A 14,207-nucleotide genomic window follows, 5' to 3' on the forward strand; every position below is an offset into this window, starting at 1 on the left:
CCACGGCCCACCCCCGCGGCCGGTGCGGGGATGGGTGTCGGCCCCGATGGACACCGGCGCACCCCACCCCGCAGGCTGGCCGGGAGGCCCTCGGAGAGGAGGTGAACCGATGCCCTTGTTCTGGCGGATCTTCCTGCTCAACGCCGTGGTGCTGATCGCGGCGACCGCTCTCCTGCTGGGCCCGGTCACCGTCTCCACCCCCGTCCTGCTCACCGAGGCCGCCGTGCTCACCGTCGGCCTGGCCGCGATGCTCGTCGCCAACGGCGTACTGCTGCGGGTCGCCCTCGCCCCGCTGCAACGCCTCACCCGCGCCATGACCACCATCGACCTGCTGCGCCCGGGGACCCGTCCGGCCGTCGGCGGCCATGGAGAGATCGCCGAGCTGATCACCACCTTCAACGCGATGCTCGACCGTCTGGAGGCCGAACGCGCCACCAGCGCCGCCGGCGCCCTGTCCGCGCAGGAGGCCGAGCGCCACCGCATCGCCCAGGAACTGCACGACGAGGTCGGCCAGACCCTCACCGCCGTCCTGCTCGAACTCAAACGCGTCGCCGACCACACGCCCCCGGCCGTACGCGACGAGCTCCACCAGGTCCAGGAGACCACCCGCGCCGGTCTCGACGAGATCCGCCGCATCGCCCGCCGACTGCGCCCCGGCGTGCTGGAGGAACTCGGGCTGACCAGTGCGCTCAGGGCCCTCACCAGCGAGTTCACCGGCCCGGCGCTGGCCGTGCGCCACCACATCGCCACCGACCTGCCGGCGCTCGGCCGGGACACCGAACTCGTCCTCTACCGCATCGCCCAGGAGGGCCTGACCAACGCGGCCCGCCATGCGCGCGCCCAGCGCGTCGACGTCACCCTCCGCCGTATCCCCGGCGGGACGGAGCTGAGCGTCCGCGACGACGGCGTGGGAATCCGCGGCGCGCCAGAGGGGGCGGGCATCAGCGGTATGCGCGAGCGCGCCCTGCTCGTCGGCGCGGACCTCACGCTCGGCCCCGGCGGCGGCCCCGGCCCCGGCGGCGGTATCGGCAGCGGTACCGGGCCCGGCAGCGGCACCGGCACCGGCACCGGCACCGGCACCGGCACCGAGGTACGGCTCGTCGTCCCCACGCACTCCGGGAGGAGCTGACCATGTCCGAGGCGAAGCGAACCCGCATCCTGCTCGCGGACGACCACCGGCTGGTCCGCCGCGGCGTACGCCTGATCCTGGACGCCGAGCCCGATCTGACGGTGGTGGCGGAGGCCGGGAACGGCGCCGAGGCGCTGGACGCCGTGCGCGCCCACCACCCGGACCTGGCCGTCCTCGACATCGCCATGCCCCGGATGACGGGCCTCCAGGCGGCCCGCGAACTCTCCCGCACCCAGCCCGGCACCGCCCTGCTGATGCTGACGATGTACGACAACGAGCAGTACTTCTTCGAGGCCCTCGCGGCGGGCGCCTCCGGCTACGTCCTCAAGTCCGTGGCCGACCGCGACCTGGTCGAGGCCTGCCGTGCCACCATGCGCGGCGAGCCCTTCCTCTACCCGGGCGCCGTGAACGCGCTGATCCGCGGCCATCTCGACCGCGTCCGGCACGGCGACCCGCTCGGCTCCCCGCCCGACCGGCCGGTCACGGAGCGCGAGGAGGAGATCCTCAAGCTCGTCGCGGAGGGCCACACCTCGCAGCAGATCGCCGATCTCCTCGTCATCAGCGTCAAGACCGTGGAACGCCACCGCGCCAACCTGCTGCAGAAGCTGGGCCTCAAGGACCGTCTCGAACTCACCCGTTACGCCATCCGCGCGGGCCTGATCGAGCCGTAGACGAGGCGGTTCGCATGCCATCGACTCACAAGGCTCACACAACTCACGTGACTCACAAGAGACTTGACGATCTGTCACTTTACCGGACTGACAGCTGACCGACAGCCTCCGTTCCTAAGGTGCCGTGTCCATGACAGACACTTCAGTGCCCCCAGAGGCAACAGAGGCGACCGCGGGAACAGCGGCGACTGCGGGAACAGCGGTCGGCCGCCGCACCGTACTGATCGCCACCGGCGCGACGGCCGCCACCCTGGCCGTCGGCGCCGCGGCCACGCCTGAAGCCCCCACACCCGCCGCGACCGACACGGGGAACACCGCCCCCGTGGCCGCCGCGGCCGTCTGCACCCTCACGAAGGAGATGACCGAAGGCCCCTACTACCTCGACGGACAACTGGTCCGCGCCGACATCCGCGAGGACAAGACCGGCTTCCCCCTCGTCCTCACCCTCACCGTCGTGGACGACGACACCTGCGCCCCGCTCTCGAACGCCCTGGTCGAGATCTGGCACTGCGACGCGCTCGGCGAGTACTCCGGTTTCGTCGGCAACAACGGACACGACGAACCCGACAACGGCACGTTCCTGCGCGGCGCCGTCCTGTCGAACTCCAGCGGCGTCGCGAGGATCACGACGGTCTACCCCGGCTGGTACCGGGGCCGCTGCATCCACATCCACCTCAAGGTCCACACGGACGTCACGCTCACCTCCGACGGCTCGTTCACGGGCGGCCAGGAACTCCACACCGGCCAGCTCTTCTTCGACGAGACCGTCACGGCCCGGGTCGCGGCCCTCTCCCCGTACTCGGCGAACACGGTCACCCGCACCACCCTCGCCCAGGACTCCATCTACGACGAGGGAGGCGCCGCGTCGGGCCTCCTCACCCTGACGGCCCTGGGCACGTCGCCCACGGCCGGGTACGCGGGGTCGCTGACGGTGGGGGTGGAGTCGAGCTGAGCTGACGGCGAGCGCCGGCTTCCCTCCCGGACCGTGTGGGAGGGGAGCCGGTGCGGTCGGCGCCCTCACCCGCGTCCGCCACTCCGGCTGATCGCCGATCACCGATCACCGATCACCGATCGTCGGACGAAAACCGATCAGCTGAAACCGGGCGAACCCAATCACAAACTGATCGAATTCATAAGCTTCCAACCAGACACAATGCCCTCTCGATCCCCTGGGTACGCATGGGGCGAGCACGGCTAGCTTGGGCGAGGTGCGGCAGTTCACCTTTGACGCCCAGCGACCGCGCCCACACCCATCGACCCCCATCGAGAGGAGGCGGCCGTGATGCCGGGCGGGAAGACCGGGAGCGAGGCCGGAAGCGAGGCCGGAAGGACCGGCGGCAGGGATGGCGACGGAGCCCCCGGCCCCACCCCCGAAACGCTCTTGCTGAAACGCCACTTCACCGGCGAGAACCTCCCCCAGGTACGCGCCCAGGTGGAGGACACGGCGGCAGCGGCGGGCCTCGGCGGGGTCCGCCTCGGCGAGTTCACCCTGGCCGTGAGCGAGATCGCCGCGAACGCCGTCGAACACGCCGGAGGCCAGGGCCGCCTGGAGCTGCGCCGACTCCCCCACGAACTCGAATGCCGCATCACCGACGACGGCCCCGGCTTCACCCCCACCATCCCCGACCTCCTCCCCGGCCTCACCGACACCTGCCCCGGCCGCGGCCTCTGGCTGGCCCACCTGGTCACGGACCGCCTGACGGTGACGACGGATCTGAGGGGGACGGGAGCGGGTGCCGAGGTGACGTTGGCGATGCGGCTGGGGTGAGGGGCGGACCCGCGGGCTAGACCAGCCACTTCCCGTCACGCATCAGGGTCCGTCCGGCCATCTCGGGGACCGTCCCCCACGCCTGCACCACCCGCAACGTCACCCGGAAGAAGACGTACGACGGGTGGTCCTCGCGAGGGTCCCAACCATCCTTGGCGGCGAAGGCGTCCCCCACCTCGACCGGCAACTCCTCACGGGTCAGCACACTCGCCGTCCCGTGGGCCAGGACCACGTCCCGGGTATGCCCGAAGCTCAGCCGCACCCGGCCCGAGGCACACAGATTGCGCCCGGTCGGATTGGTGTCACGGGTGGCCAGCCACACCGCTTCCCCGTCCCACCAGAAGGCCAGCGGCACCAGACACGGCTCCCCACCGGCATCGGCCGTGGCAACCCATACATCCTTGTCCCGCCCGAGCCGCTCAAACGCCTCCCGCTTCCGCTGCTCCGGGCTTCGGGGTCCGCTGGTGGGTTCACTGCGGTGAGCGTCAACTGCCGTCATGCGGTGAGGTTATGACGTACGGGGCTCGGTGGCATCGGGCGGCGGGACTAGGTCGCGAGGCTTAGGTTCGCCCTCGTAACGGCGAACTCGATCTCGATGGCCCCGCCGACACGAACGGCGTGAACTCCCGGTGCAGGCGCTCCGCGTCGCCCAGCGCGTCACCCGAGGACGCATGGGTCCCGCCCTCTGTCTGCCTGTACGGCTGGATCGAGGCGGGCCCCACTCGTACACCGGTGACTACGTTCGGTCCATGCAGTGGATCACCCTGATGAGCACCCTGGTCGGCGCGGCGATCGCCACCGGATCAGCCCTGCTCCTGGACCGACAGCGCTGGAAGCGAGAGCGTCTGGAACGCGAGACACATACGCGTCGCACTCTGTATGGGGAGTACCTGGCCAGCCTGTCCGAGGCCCGGCACACCTGCGGCAACGTGGCCCGGGACCCCGACATGGAACTGTCCGTACGCCGCGCCACCGCCCGCCATGCCTTCGGGCCGTGCATCGGGCTCAGATACCAGATGACCATCAGCGCACCCAGCCACGTCGTAGACGCGTCAGAGGACACCTTCCGCCGCCTGCGCGACCTCCGCGACCGGGTCATGGAGGGAGCCCTCGCCACCGACCCCGTGTACGTCGAAGGGCGCCTGAACTACAACGACGCCCTCGCCGTACTCCGGACCCGCATGCGAGGGGACCTGCACGTCGGTGAGGACGACATCGCGCCCTGACGGCATGGGGTCGCCCGGTGGACGACGGTCGGCGCGCTAGGCAGGCGGGGCCGTACGGTCGAGGCGCTGACACTGGGAGTCGGTGAGCCGGAGGTCTGCCGCGGCGAGATTCTCCTCCAGATGGGCGAGCGAGCCGGTTCCGGGGATCGGCAGGACGACCGGGGAACGGGCGAGCAGCCAGGCGAGCAGGACCTGGGGGACGGTGGCGCCGAGTTCGGTGGCGACGGTGGCGAGCACGGACTCCTGGCCCGAGGCGGCTTCCGCAGCGACGGGGCGCCAGGGAAGAAAGGCGATGCCGGCGGCCTCGCATGCCTCCAGAACCGGCTCATAGTCCCGGTCGAGGAGGTTGTAGCGATTCTGTACGCTCGCGATCTCGGCGGTCCGCCGGGCCTCGGTGAGCTGCACGGTGGTGACCTCGGACAGCCCGATGTGCCCGATCTTCCCTTCCAGTTGGAGCTCGTGAAGTGCGCCAACCTGTTCGGCGACCGGAACCTTCGGGTCGATCCGGTGCAGTTGCAGGAGGCCGACGCGCTCGGTCCGGAGCCGGCGCAGGCCCTGCTCGACCTGCTCGCGCAGGCTCTCCGGCCGTGCGTCGTACGCCCACCCTTCCGGCCCGGACCGAGTCACCCCGACCTTGGTGGTGATCAACAGGTCGTCCGGGTACGGATGCAGGGCCTCCGCCAGGAGTTCCTCGTTGGCCCCCCATCCGTACAGGTGGGCGGTGTCGATCAAGGTGACACCCAGTTCGACGGCGCGCCGGGCCACCGCGACGGCGGCCTCCCGCGCGGGGCCGGGCTCGGTCGGCAGACGCATGGCGCCGAACCCGAGCCGGGTTACCCGGTATTCGCCTCCGATGGAGAACGTGCTCGCCGTGCCCGGAGTGTTCGGTGTGCTCAAAGTCATCGGTCTCCCCCTCGTCGCCCCGACGGTACCTGGGCCCGCCTTCATTCGGGTTCCCCGAACGCGACACTGCCGACAGCCTCCGTTCGGACACCACGACACCCTCGCCCAGCAGGTCGATGCCGAGCACCAAACGGGGGCTTGTCTCCGGCCGTCGCTCGCGTCCTCCCGGGGCTCGTCGCGTCAGCCCCTGGGCCAGGTCACGGTCTGCCCGGCGGGGGTGACGGTCACCTCGAAGCGATCGAGCCCGGGGGCACCGTCGGCACGCCAGCGGGTCACGGCTGCCTCGATGTCGTCCCACAGACGGGCGGCACCTCCCTGGCGTACAGTCCACTTGCCGCCGTCCAGGGAGAGAGCGGCCCACGAGCCTGCGTCGACGTCGACCAACAGGTGTTCGGTGTGACCGTCACGGTCGATGCTGAGGCGTTGCGCGTGAGGGGCCGCGAATTGGGCGACGAAGCGTGTGCTCCAGTCGTCGAGGCAGTCGACTGCGAGCGAGGTCGGACGTTCGTCGTCGCCGTCGTCCAGATCGGGCAACAGACCGAGCGGGGGCGGGAGTTGGGGGCGGGCGATCATGAAGGATACGTGGCCGTCGAGGAGTCGACCGCAGGCGGTGCCGTCCTCTCCCACGGTGAGGCGGGCGAGTTCGGAGGAATGGAGCCAACCACCCAGGGTGGCGAGGATGATCCCGCCGGGCCGGGTCTGCTCGACCCATGCATAAGGCAGTTCCGTGACGCCGCACATGGCGATCACCCGGTCGTACGGGGCATCCTCCGGGTGACCGGCCAGCCCGTCACCCACGACCAGGAACGGCGCGTACCCGGCGTGCCCCAGTGCGACACGAGCACGGGCGGAGACCTCCGGGTCAACCTCCACGGACGTCACAAGGTCATCCCCGAGCCGGTGGCAGAGGAGGCCGGTGGAGTAGCCGGTGCCGGTGCCGATCTCCAGCACGCTGTGCCCGTCCTCGACCTGTAGGTCTTCGAGCATCCGGACGACGAGGCCGGGCAGGGTGCTGGACGAGGTGGGCTCGCGAAGGATCTCGCCGCGGATGTCGCGAGGTGCGATCGCCCCGGCGATCTGGGTGACAAGAGATTCATCGTCGTAGCAGCGGTCCAGCCATCGGGGGTCATCAGGCAGGACGGGCTGCCAGGCGGTCGGACCGGGGCCGTCGGCCCGTTCGAAGAATCCGCCGCGCAGGAACTCGTGCCGGGGCACGGCTTCGACGGCGGCTCGCCAGGGGGCGGTGCGCACGTGACCACCTCTGACCAGGCGCTCGGCGAGTGCGAGGCGGAGGTTTCTGTCGTCGGTCACGTCGTGCCCTTCCCTTCCAAGAGGTCTGCCAGAGCCGCGCACATGGGCAGGCCCGTCTCAGGCTCCAGCCAGTACCACTGACCGGAGGGGTTGCACTCCAGGAACCACCATCGCCCGTCCTCGGCCACGCAGAAGTCGAAAGCCCCGAAGACAAGCCCGAAGTGATCCAGGTAGCGGTGGAGGGCCGGCACGATTCCGTGCGGCGGCTCCACGGGCGCGTAGGTCAGTCGGCCGTAGTCGGTGCGCCAGTCCAGCAGGTCGGAGTCGATCCGGACACAGAACACGTGGTCACCGATGACGGTCGCGCGTACGTCGGCGGTCTTGGGAATGCGACTCTGGAACAAGTGGGCCGTGCCCGCCACGCCGTCGTCGATGTCCGCTGCCGACACCTCGGCGACCTTCACGACGTTCGAGATTCCATCGACCCGGTAGACGGGATTGTGCAGTGGCTTGTAGATGACCGAGCCCTGTCTCTCGATGAAGGCCCGCGCGGCTTCGGGGCTGGAGGTCACAAGCGTGGGCGGTACCAGGAAGCCTGCCGCCACGGCTGCGGCGAGACCTGACGGCTTGAACTCCGCGTCTCCGATGCGGTGGGGATGGTTGACGTAGAGACAGCCCGGCAGCGATGCCAGCACTCCGCCGAGCCCGTATCGGGCCTGGGTGATGGCGAACAGCGTGTCCCGCTCGTCGAGGTGTGGGAAGGCGAACCCGGTCGGCCGACGGTAGTAGAGGGCACGGACGTCGGCCAGGCCGACGGTACGGGACGGGGTGCGGAGGCGTCCCTGAAGGCCGTGCGAGGTGATCTCCGCCTCCACCGACAGTGATGCGGGGAAGTCCCCGGAGTCGAGCCGCACGACCGGGACGTCCCGATCGTGCAACTCCCGGATCACCACGTCGGCGGTGGGATCGTGCAAACTGGTGACGACCAGCACCGGACGCAGGTTGTTCACTGGTCGCTGTCACTCCCGGTGTCGGTGTCCGTGGCCCCCTGGTTCTGCCCGTCGGGGCTGGTGCCGGTGGAGGGGTTGGTGCCGGTGCCCGTGCCGTGGCCCGGGATCTCCACGACGTGGCCGACCGCGTCGAGGTACACGGCTGTCTGGGTGGCCGGGTCCAGGCGGACGGTGGTGTACGCGGGGGCCATGGTGGGGTACGGCGCCATGCGACCGACGCCCCATGGCGCCGGGGTGGTTGTTCCCTGCGGGACCGCCGTGCTCGTGGGCAGACGGTCGGAGTGGACGAACATGCATCTCCTCTGTCTCTCGGGAGGACCCGCCTGGGCAGGTCTTGGATCTTTCCTCTGTCGGCAAGGTCCACAAGGACCGGGCCCCGGCTTCATCGCCGCCCGACGCCGGATGCCGCTCGGCCACAGGCGAGGGGTTGTGGGACAGCCCAGGAAACTACGCACGTCCCACGATGTGCGCCGTGCTGGGCGAGGTCTGAACCGACTGGCGGCAGTCCGGTGCGGTTGGTGGGGGCGGCTCACCGTCGAGTGCGCGGCACAATGCGGCATGCAGATGCTCGGCCTCGGAGAGGCTCAAGGTCAGTTCGGTGTCTGTGGCTTGGCCGTCGGTGAGGGACAGTCGTAGGGGTACGGCGAGTTGGTTGTCGGCGGTGCGGCGTACGGGGCGGCCCTGCGGGCGTTCGATGGTCCAGGTCATGGCGTCGTCGTCTTCCCGATGCGGGCGAGGCGGTATGTGCCCCAGAGTTGGCGTCCGTCCTCGCAGCCGTCCTGGGCCTTGGGGGTGCCCTTGCAGCCGGTGGTGCATTTGCGGGTGTGCTCGAACCAGAGGCGGTAGGCGCGGAGCATGGGGAGTTCGGTGGGGGGTGTGGTGGGCTGGCGGCTCTGTACGTCGGTCATCGGTGGGCCTCCTCTGCCATCCGCGCTGCGGCACGCGCACGTTGGAGTACCTCGGGTGGGAGGAGGTAGATGCCGACCAGGCTGCTGGTGATGTCCTCGGCGGTGATGGTGGGCAGTGCGATGGGCGGCCGGAGGCGTGGGGCTCTGCGGCGGCGGGCACTCGCGAGGATCGCGGCCCAGATCTCGGGGGTCGGATGGGGGACGTATCGGCCTGAGACAGGTTCCGGGGCTGTACCGCGGGCACTGCTGCCGGGACCGGATGTGCCGAGAAGTCTCCCTCTCACCCATGTGCGTGCTCGTGATACAAGGTGCATTGTCGGTCTCCTGGTCAGATCGGCCATGCCCCGGGGCCGTGTCAGCGGTTGCCGGGGTTCTGTATGCCGGGCGTGGGCTGTTTGCCGCCTACACGTGCTCAGGCAGGCACGCTCTGTAGTCGCGCTTTGAGTGTGGTGGGGCGGGAGCTTGCGTCTCCACCCCCGCATCGGCACCGGGTTCCCATCGGCTGGAGGCGATGGGTGGCGGCTTTCCCTCGCTCTTCCATCGGAACTGTGTCTGTGGCGATAACCACCGCTCACGCAGGGCAGTTTGAAGACACGACCGCTCTACCGTCGTGTGGCAGTGACGAAGCACGGAGGCCGTGCAGGGAGGACGTCATGGGCACGTTGTTCCGCTATCTGGTCGATCAACGGGAGTGGAAGGATCCCCGGGCATTCATCCCTCGCTTCCGGGAAGCCGCGCAGAGGCTGTCGGAGACCGATCAGGATCCCGATCTGGCGACGTGCACTCCGGCAGCCAGCACTTTCGAGGCCTGGTACTACAACCAGCGGAGGCCGAACCGCGATGCCAGACGGGTCCTGGTGGCCATGTTCGGCTGCAGTTTCGAGCGGCTGTGGAGCCCTGGCGAGACTGCCCCGTCCGCCGCTGTTGACCAGACGTCACGTACCGAAGACCACTCGACGTCGGACGCGGAACTGCGAGACATGAGAAAGGGCGCTGAAATGGCGGCACGGCGTGCACGGGATTTTGCCATGGGAGCCGAACGGGGGCAGTTGGGCGAGGAGACCATCGGGTTCTTGCAGGATGAGGTGCGCAGCATCGCCGAGCGCTATCCGCGCGTGCCGTTGACGGACGTGTTCGACGACCTGGTGGCCGCGCAGGACGAGGTGTTCCGGCATATCGAGGGCGGTCGGTCGCGGCCGTCGCAGTTGCGGCAACTGCACGTCATGGCCACGTTGTTGTCGTGGTTCATGGCGAAGGCCAGTCACGACATGGGGGACCCGGCGACCGCGATGACGCAGGCCCGCGCGGCCGGCGTATGCGCACAGCAGGCCGAGCATCCGGGACTGATCGCGCTGACCGACGGGTTGAAGTCCCTCATCACCTACTGGTCGGGCAATGCGGACGACGCCCTGTACTACGCGCGGAAGGGAGCCGCCGAACACCCGGACCTGCGCGGCACGACGAGCGTCTGGCTCGCCAGTCTGGAGGCAAGGGCCGCAGCACTGCTGGGAGACGCGGAGACCGTGCTCGCGGCGAGCGACCGCGCCGAGCGGCTGCGGGAGCGTACGGTGCCGGACGACGTCGACGGCCTGGGCGGTCTTCTGCACTTCCGCCCGGAGAAACAGCTCTACTACGCCGTCGAGTCCCATGTCCTGCTCGGCCACGGGGACGCACGTACCGCGAGCCGGGCGGAGCAGGCCGTAGAGATCTTCAGCGACACGGACGCACCGCACTGGGCGTTCGGGGACCAAGCGGGCGCGCACTGCAACCTTGCTCTGACCCGACTCCACGCCAACGACCTGGATGGGGCCGCCGACGCCATCCGGCCCGTGCTCGACCTGCCTCCCCGACAGCGCAACCGAGGCATCGTCGTCTCCGCACAGCGAGTTCAGGTGGCGCTGAGCCGGGAGGCTGTCCGCACCGCCGCCGTTGCCCGCGACCTACGCGAGGAGATCGCCCTGTACCCGCCGAACAGGACGGCTCTGCCGCGTTGACGATCCCAGTAGAGTCCGGGACATGTATCCGGTCCATCGTGTGAGCGGGAATCTCGAAGTACGCGAACTACGGTCGGAGGACGCCGACGCCGTGTTCGCCATCTACGGCAGTGAGCGGGCGACCGAGCATCTGTCCTTCGAGCCGCGCACGCGCGACGAGGTGGGCGGGATCGTGAGCCGTTCCATCGCGGCGGCGGATGCCGAGGAGCGTACGGAGTACGTGCTCGCCGTGGTCGAGCGGGAGACCGACACGCTCGTCGGGTTCGGGCGGCTGGCCCTGGACCCGCACCAACCCGGTGGCGCGACCATGGGGTTCGCCCTGCGCCCGGCCTCGTGGGGGCGAGGGTACGGGGTCGAGACGGTACGGCTGCTGCTCGGTGTCGGATTCGAGGAACTGGGTCTGCATCGGGTCTGGGGCGCACGGTCTCCGGTCAACGAGGCCTCCGCACGGACGATGGCCAGGGCCGGAATGGTCGAGGAAGGCCGGATTCGTGAGCACATCCGCAAGGGCGGAATGTGGCGTGACTCCGTCGTCCACGCGATGCTCGATCACGAGTGGGTCGAGCAGAAGCGGAGCGGTTAATCAGGAGTGTCGTCAACTCACGCAGGGAATTCCGCCTGTTGAAGGCGAGCGGCTCCACTCATGGACGTCGTCGCCGACATCTGGGCCGACACGCACTCGGAGTTGACCAGGCGTGCCCCAACTACGCCTGAATCAAGGCTAGTTGAGATGTACATCCCCAGCCCATTCACAGCCGCACATAAAGGATTTCTTCAGATGCGTTCCTAGGTTCATGGGCATGACGGAGAACACGAACAACCACCCCCAGCACATACAGCAGGACCCGACGCAGGAGGCCGGAGGGAAACACCGGCGGGACAAGAGTGTGCGGCGGCGGAGGGTGCTCATCGGTGGGGCTTCGGTCGCGGCGGTGGGTGGGCTGGCCGCCGCCGGGCTCGCGGCGGCGAACACCACCACCGAGAGCACCACGGCGGAGAGCGGTACGGCGGAGAGCAGCGGGTCCGCCTCCACCAGCAGCGTCTGTGTGCTGAACGCCGAGGTCACCGAGGGGCCGTACTCGCTCGACGGCGCCCTCGTCCGGGAGGACATCCGGGAGGACAAGGAAGGGTTCGAGGTTCGGTACACCTTCACCGTCGTCGATGTGGCCGATGACTGCGCGCCGCTCGCCGACGCGCTGCTGGAGATCTGGCACTGCGACCACCTCGGCGAGTACTCCGGGTTCGTCGGCGGGAACGGGCACACCTACGAGGACAACGGGACCTTCCTGCGCGGTGGGCAGATGACCGACGAGAACGGGCAGTGCAGCATCACGTCGATCTGGCCGGGGCACTACGTCTCCCGTGCCGTGCACGTCCATATGCGAGTGCACACGGATGTGACGCTCACCGACGACTCGTACACCGGCGGCGAGGTCATCCACACCGGGCAGCTCTTCTTCGACGAGGACATCAACGCGGAGATCCAGGCGACCTCGCCGTACTCCGACAACACGACACGGGAGACGACGCTGTCCGACGACGGCATCTACGACGACGGGGGCGCGTCCAGTGGGCTGCTGACCTTGACCGCGTTGGGGAGCGGTGTGTCCGACGGGTACAGGGCGACGATCACGGTCGGGGTCGACAGCGCCTGACGCGGGGGCCCGCCACGGCCCCGGGGGTCCTGGACCGTGAGGGATCCCCGGGCCCGTCGGCGATGCGTTCCGTGTCGCTACGCCCCTGCCGTCACGGTCTGCCGCTCCTCACCCGTCGGCTCCGCCGCCGCCCGCTCCCTCCGGTGGGCCCGGATCGAGTACGTCAGGGCCGCCGCCCACAGGGCGTACACCGCGACGTACACCACCGCGCTCACCGCGCCCGGCGCCGCGATCCAGTCGCTGTTCAGGAGTGTGCGGACGTTCGTCGCGATGATGACTCCGCCGACCGCCGAGCCGAGCACCCTCGGCGGGACCAGGCGCACCAGCCAGGCGGCGACGGGGGCGGCGATCAGGCCGCCGAGGAGGAAGGCGGCGACCCAGGCCCGGTCGAGGCCCTGGGAGCCGAGGGAGAAGAGGAAGCCGAGGCTCGCGGAGACGGCGACGAGGAACTCGCTCGTGTCGATGGAGCCGATGACCTTACGGGGTTCCATACGGCCGCTCGCGAGAAGAGCCGGTGTGCCCACCGGGCCCCAGCCGCCTCCGCCGGTCGCGTCCAGGAAGCCGGCGACCAGGCCCAGCGGGGACAGGAACCGCTTCCGCAGCGGCCGGCCGAGGCGTTCCTCGGGCAGGCCGCGCAGGGTGAAGCGGGAGAGGACGTAGAGACCGAGGCCGAGGAGGATCAGCGACATCAGCGGGCCCGCGATCTCCGTGGAGAGCGAGGACAGGACCGTCGCGCCGAGGAACGCGCCCACCGCGCCGGGTACGCCGATCCTGGCGACCACCTTCCAGTCCACGTTGCCGAACCGCCAGTGCGAGGCGCCCGACATCAGGGTCGTACCGATCTCGGCGAGGTGGACCGTGGCCGAGGCGGCGGCCGGGTTGGTGCCCATGGCCAGCAGCAGGGTCGTCGAGGTCACGCCGTAGGCCATGCCCAGGCTGCCGTCCACGAGCTGGGCGCCCAGGCCCGCCAGCGCGAGCAGTACCAGCGTCCGCATCTTCTTTCCTCGTCCCGTCCTCGTCGTCCTGGGTATCCGTCGGCGCGCTCCCTTCCCCGCCTTTCCCATGGGTTGGGTAGGGATGGAGCGAACGGCAACGGTAGGAGACCAAGCTGAGGAAAGGCTTAGGGCGAGGTAACGATGCTGTGGAGCCGGACCCCTCGGCCGGACGACGTGACTACGGGTTCTCCCACGCCGTCGGCTCCGCCGCCAGGTCCTTCACCGGGCCGGGGAGCGCGCCCGCCGCGATGTCGGCCACCGTGACGCCCTCCAGGATGCGGCGGACGTTGGCGCGCAGGGCGATCCACAGGGGCAGGAGCGGTTCGGCGGATCCCGTGTACGTCAGGCCGGTGGGGCGTTCGCCGCGCACCGACACGATCGGGCCGTCGACGGCCCGGATGACATCGGCGACGGTGATCGTGTCGGCGGCCCGGGCCAGCCGGTAGCCGCCGCTGCCGCCCCGCCGGCTGGTGACCAGGCCGCCGCGCCGCAGGTCCCCGAGGATGCCCTCCAGGAACTTGTGCGGGATCTCCTGCACGGTCGCGATGACTTCCGTCTTCACCGGGCCGCCGTCCTGCCGTACGGCCACTTCCAGTACCGCGCGTACGGCGTAGTCCGCCCGTGCCGAGATCCTCATGGCCAACATTGTCGGCCACGTGGACGGGCGGGCGCGCCCGTCCCGGCCGACCGCGGTCCC

At 69.8% G+C, this 14,207-nt stretch carries 17 protein-coding genes; 8 read left to right on the plus strand and 9 right to left on the minus strand.

The genetic code is table 11. The annotated features are described in order from the left end of the window. Positions 1-109: 109 nt before the first annotated feature. The 4 genes from J8M51_RS02300 to J8M51_RS02315 all read left to right on the plus strand — a co-directional run bounded on the left by J8M51_RS02300 (position 110) and on the right by J8M51_RS02315 (position 3,568). Positions 110-1,129, plus strand: coding sequence for a HAMP domain-containing sensor histidine kinase (locus J8M51_RS02300; RefSeq protein WP_267298923.1), 1,020 nt, complete (start codon positions 110-112; stop codon positions 1,127-1,129). 2 nt (positions 1,130-1,131) lie between these two features. Then, positions 1,132-1,800, plus strand: coding sequence for a response regulator (locus J8M51_RS02305; protein ID WP_086761624.1), 669 nt, complete (start codon positions 1,132-1,134; stop codon positions 1,798-1,800). A 130-nt stretch (positions 1,801-1,930) separates the two neighbouring features. Continuing rightward, the gene (locus tag J8M51_RS02310) at positions 1,931-2,752 is read left to right on the plus strand and encodes an intradiol ring-cleavage dioxygenase (protein ID WP_086761626.1); all 822 of its coding nucleotides are present in this window, start codon (positions 1,931-1,933) and stop codon (positions 2,750-2,752) included. A gap of 330 nt (positions 2,753-3,082) precedes the next feature. Next, a complete protein-coding gene (locus J8M51_RS02315; RefSeq protein ID WP_216590519.1) occupies positions 3,083-3,568 on the plus strand; it encodes an ATP-binding protein in 486 nt (161 codons plus the stop codon). Between the two features lie 16 nt (positions 3,569-3,584). Here the strand turns inward: J8M51_RS02315 and J8M51_RS02320 are convergent, their stop codons facing one another. Continuing rightward, a complete protein-coding gene (locus tag J8M51_RS02320; protein ID WP_086763311.1) occupies positions 3,585-4,067 on the minus strand; it encodes a pyridoxamine 5'-phosphate oxidase family protein in 483 nt (160 codons plus the stop codon). Positions 4,068-4,317: 250 nt separating this feature from the next. Here J8M51_RS02320 and J8M51_RS02325 point away from each other — a divergent pair, with 250 nt between their 5' ends. Beyond that, positions 4,318-4,794: a hypothetical protein gene (locus J8M51_RS02325; RefSeq protein WP_179203488.1), complete on the plus strand. Its 477-nt coding sequence runs from the start codon at positions 4,318-4,320 to the stop codon at positions 4,792-4,794. Positions 4,795-4,830: 36 nt separating this feature from the next. On the opposite strand, the gene J8M51_RS02330 is transcribed toward J8M51_RS02325, so the two are convergent. The 6 genes from J8M51_RS02330 to J8M51_RS02355 all read right to left on the minus strand — a co-directional run bounded on the left by J8M51_RS02330 (position 4,831) and on the right by J8M51_RS02355 (position 8,866). Beyond that, on the minus strand, positions 4,831-5,697 hold the full coding sequence (locus tag J8M51_RS02330; RefSeq protein WP_086763305.1) for an aldo/keto reductase: 867 nt from the start codon (positions 5,695-5,697) through the stop codon (positions 4,831-4,833). Between the two features lie 180 nt (positions 5,698-5,877). After that, positions 5,878-7,008, minus strand: a complete 1,131-nt coding sequence (gene tgmC, locus J8M51_RS02335; protein ID WP_267298924.1) for an ATP-grasp peptide maturase system methyltransferase — start codon at positions 7,006-7,008, stop codon at positions 5,878-5,880. Next, positions 7,005-7,958 (minus strand): ATP-grasp ribosomal peptide maturase, encoded by a 954-nt coding sequence (gene tgmB / locus J8M51_RS02340; protein ID WP_086763877.1) that lies wholly within the window; start codon positions 7,956-7,958, stop codon positions 7,005-7,007. The genes tgmC and tgmB overlap by 4 nt, the downstream gene beginning before the upstream one ends. Then, positions 7,955-8,251, minus strand: a complete 297-nt coding sequence (gene tgmA / locus J8M51_RS02345) for a putative ATP-grasp-modified RiPP (protein ID WP_086763875.1) — start codon at positions 8,249-8,251, stop codon at positions 7,955-7,957. Before tgmA ends, tgmB begins: the two co-directional genes overlap by 4 nt. A gap of 154 nt (positions 8,252-8,405) precedes the next feature. Then, entirely contained in the window at positions 8,406-8,666 is a 261-nt protein-coding gene (locus J8M51_RS02350; protein ID WP_086763873.1) for a hypothetical protein, read from the minus strand. Beyond that, positions 8,663-8,866, minus strand: a complete 204-nt coding sequence (locus J8M51_RS02355; protein WP_086763871.1) for a hypothetical protein — start codon at positions 8,864-8,866, stop codon at positions 8,663-8,665. Before J8M51_RS02355 ends, J8M51_RS02350 begins: the two co-directional genes overlap by 4 nt. Positions 8,867-9,519: 653 nt before the next feature. Here J8M51_RS02355 and J8M51_RS02360 point away from each other — a divergent pair. The 3 genes from J8M51_RS02360 to J8M51_RS02370 all read left to right on the plus strand — a co-directional run bounded on the left by J8M51_RS02360 (position 9,520) and on the right by J8M51_RS02370 (position 12,515). After that, complete coding sequence (locus J8M51_RS02360; protein WP_256966311.1) at positions 9,520-10,860, plus strand: hypothetical protein; 1,341 nt, start codon at positions 9,520-9,522, stop codon at positions 10,858-10,860. 22 nt (positions 10,861-10,882) lie between these two features. Then, complete coding sequence (locus tag J8M51_RS02365) at positions 10,883-11,443, plus strand: GNAT family N-acetyltransferase (protein ID WP_086763869.1); 561 nt, start codon at positions 10,883-10,885, stop codon at positions 11,441-11,443. 211 nt (positions 11,444-11,654) lie between these two features. Next, positions 11,655-12,515, plus strand: coding sequence for an intradiol ring-cleavage dioxygenase (locus J8M51_RS02370; protein WP_398855396.1), 861 nt, complete (start codon positions 11,655-11,657; stop codon positions 12,513-12,515). Positions 12,516-12,592: 77 nt separating this feature from the next. Here the strand turns inward: J8M51_RS02370 and J8M51_RS02375 are convergent, their stop codons facing one another. Further along, positions 12,593-13,510: a sulfite exporter TauE/SafE family protein gene (locus tag J8M51_RS02375; protein ID WP_086763867.1), complete on the minus strand. Its 918-nt coding sequence runs from the start codon at positions 13,508-13,510 to the stop codon at positions 12,593-12,595. Positions 13,511-13,688: 178 nt separating this feature from the next. Further along, a complete protein-coding gene (locus tag J8M51_RS02380; protein ID WP_086763865.1) occupies positions 13,689-14,147 on the minus strand; it encodes an RrF2 family transcriptional regulator in 459 nt (152 codons plus the stop codon). Positions 14,148-14,207: the final 60 nt, after the last annotated feature.

The sequence above is a fragment of the Streptomyces griseiscabiei genome, assembly GCF_020010925.1.
Classification (GTDB): domain Bacteria; phylum Actinomycetota; class Actinomycetes; order Streptomycetales; family Streptomycetaceae; genus Streptomyces; species Streptomyces griseiscabiei.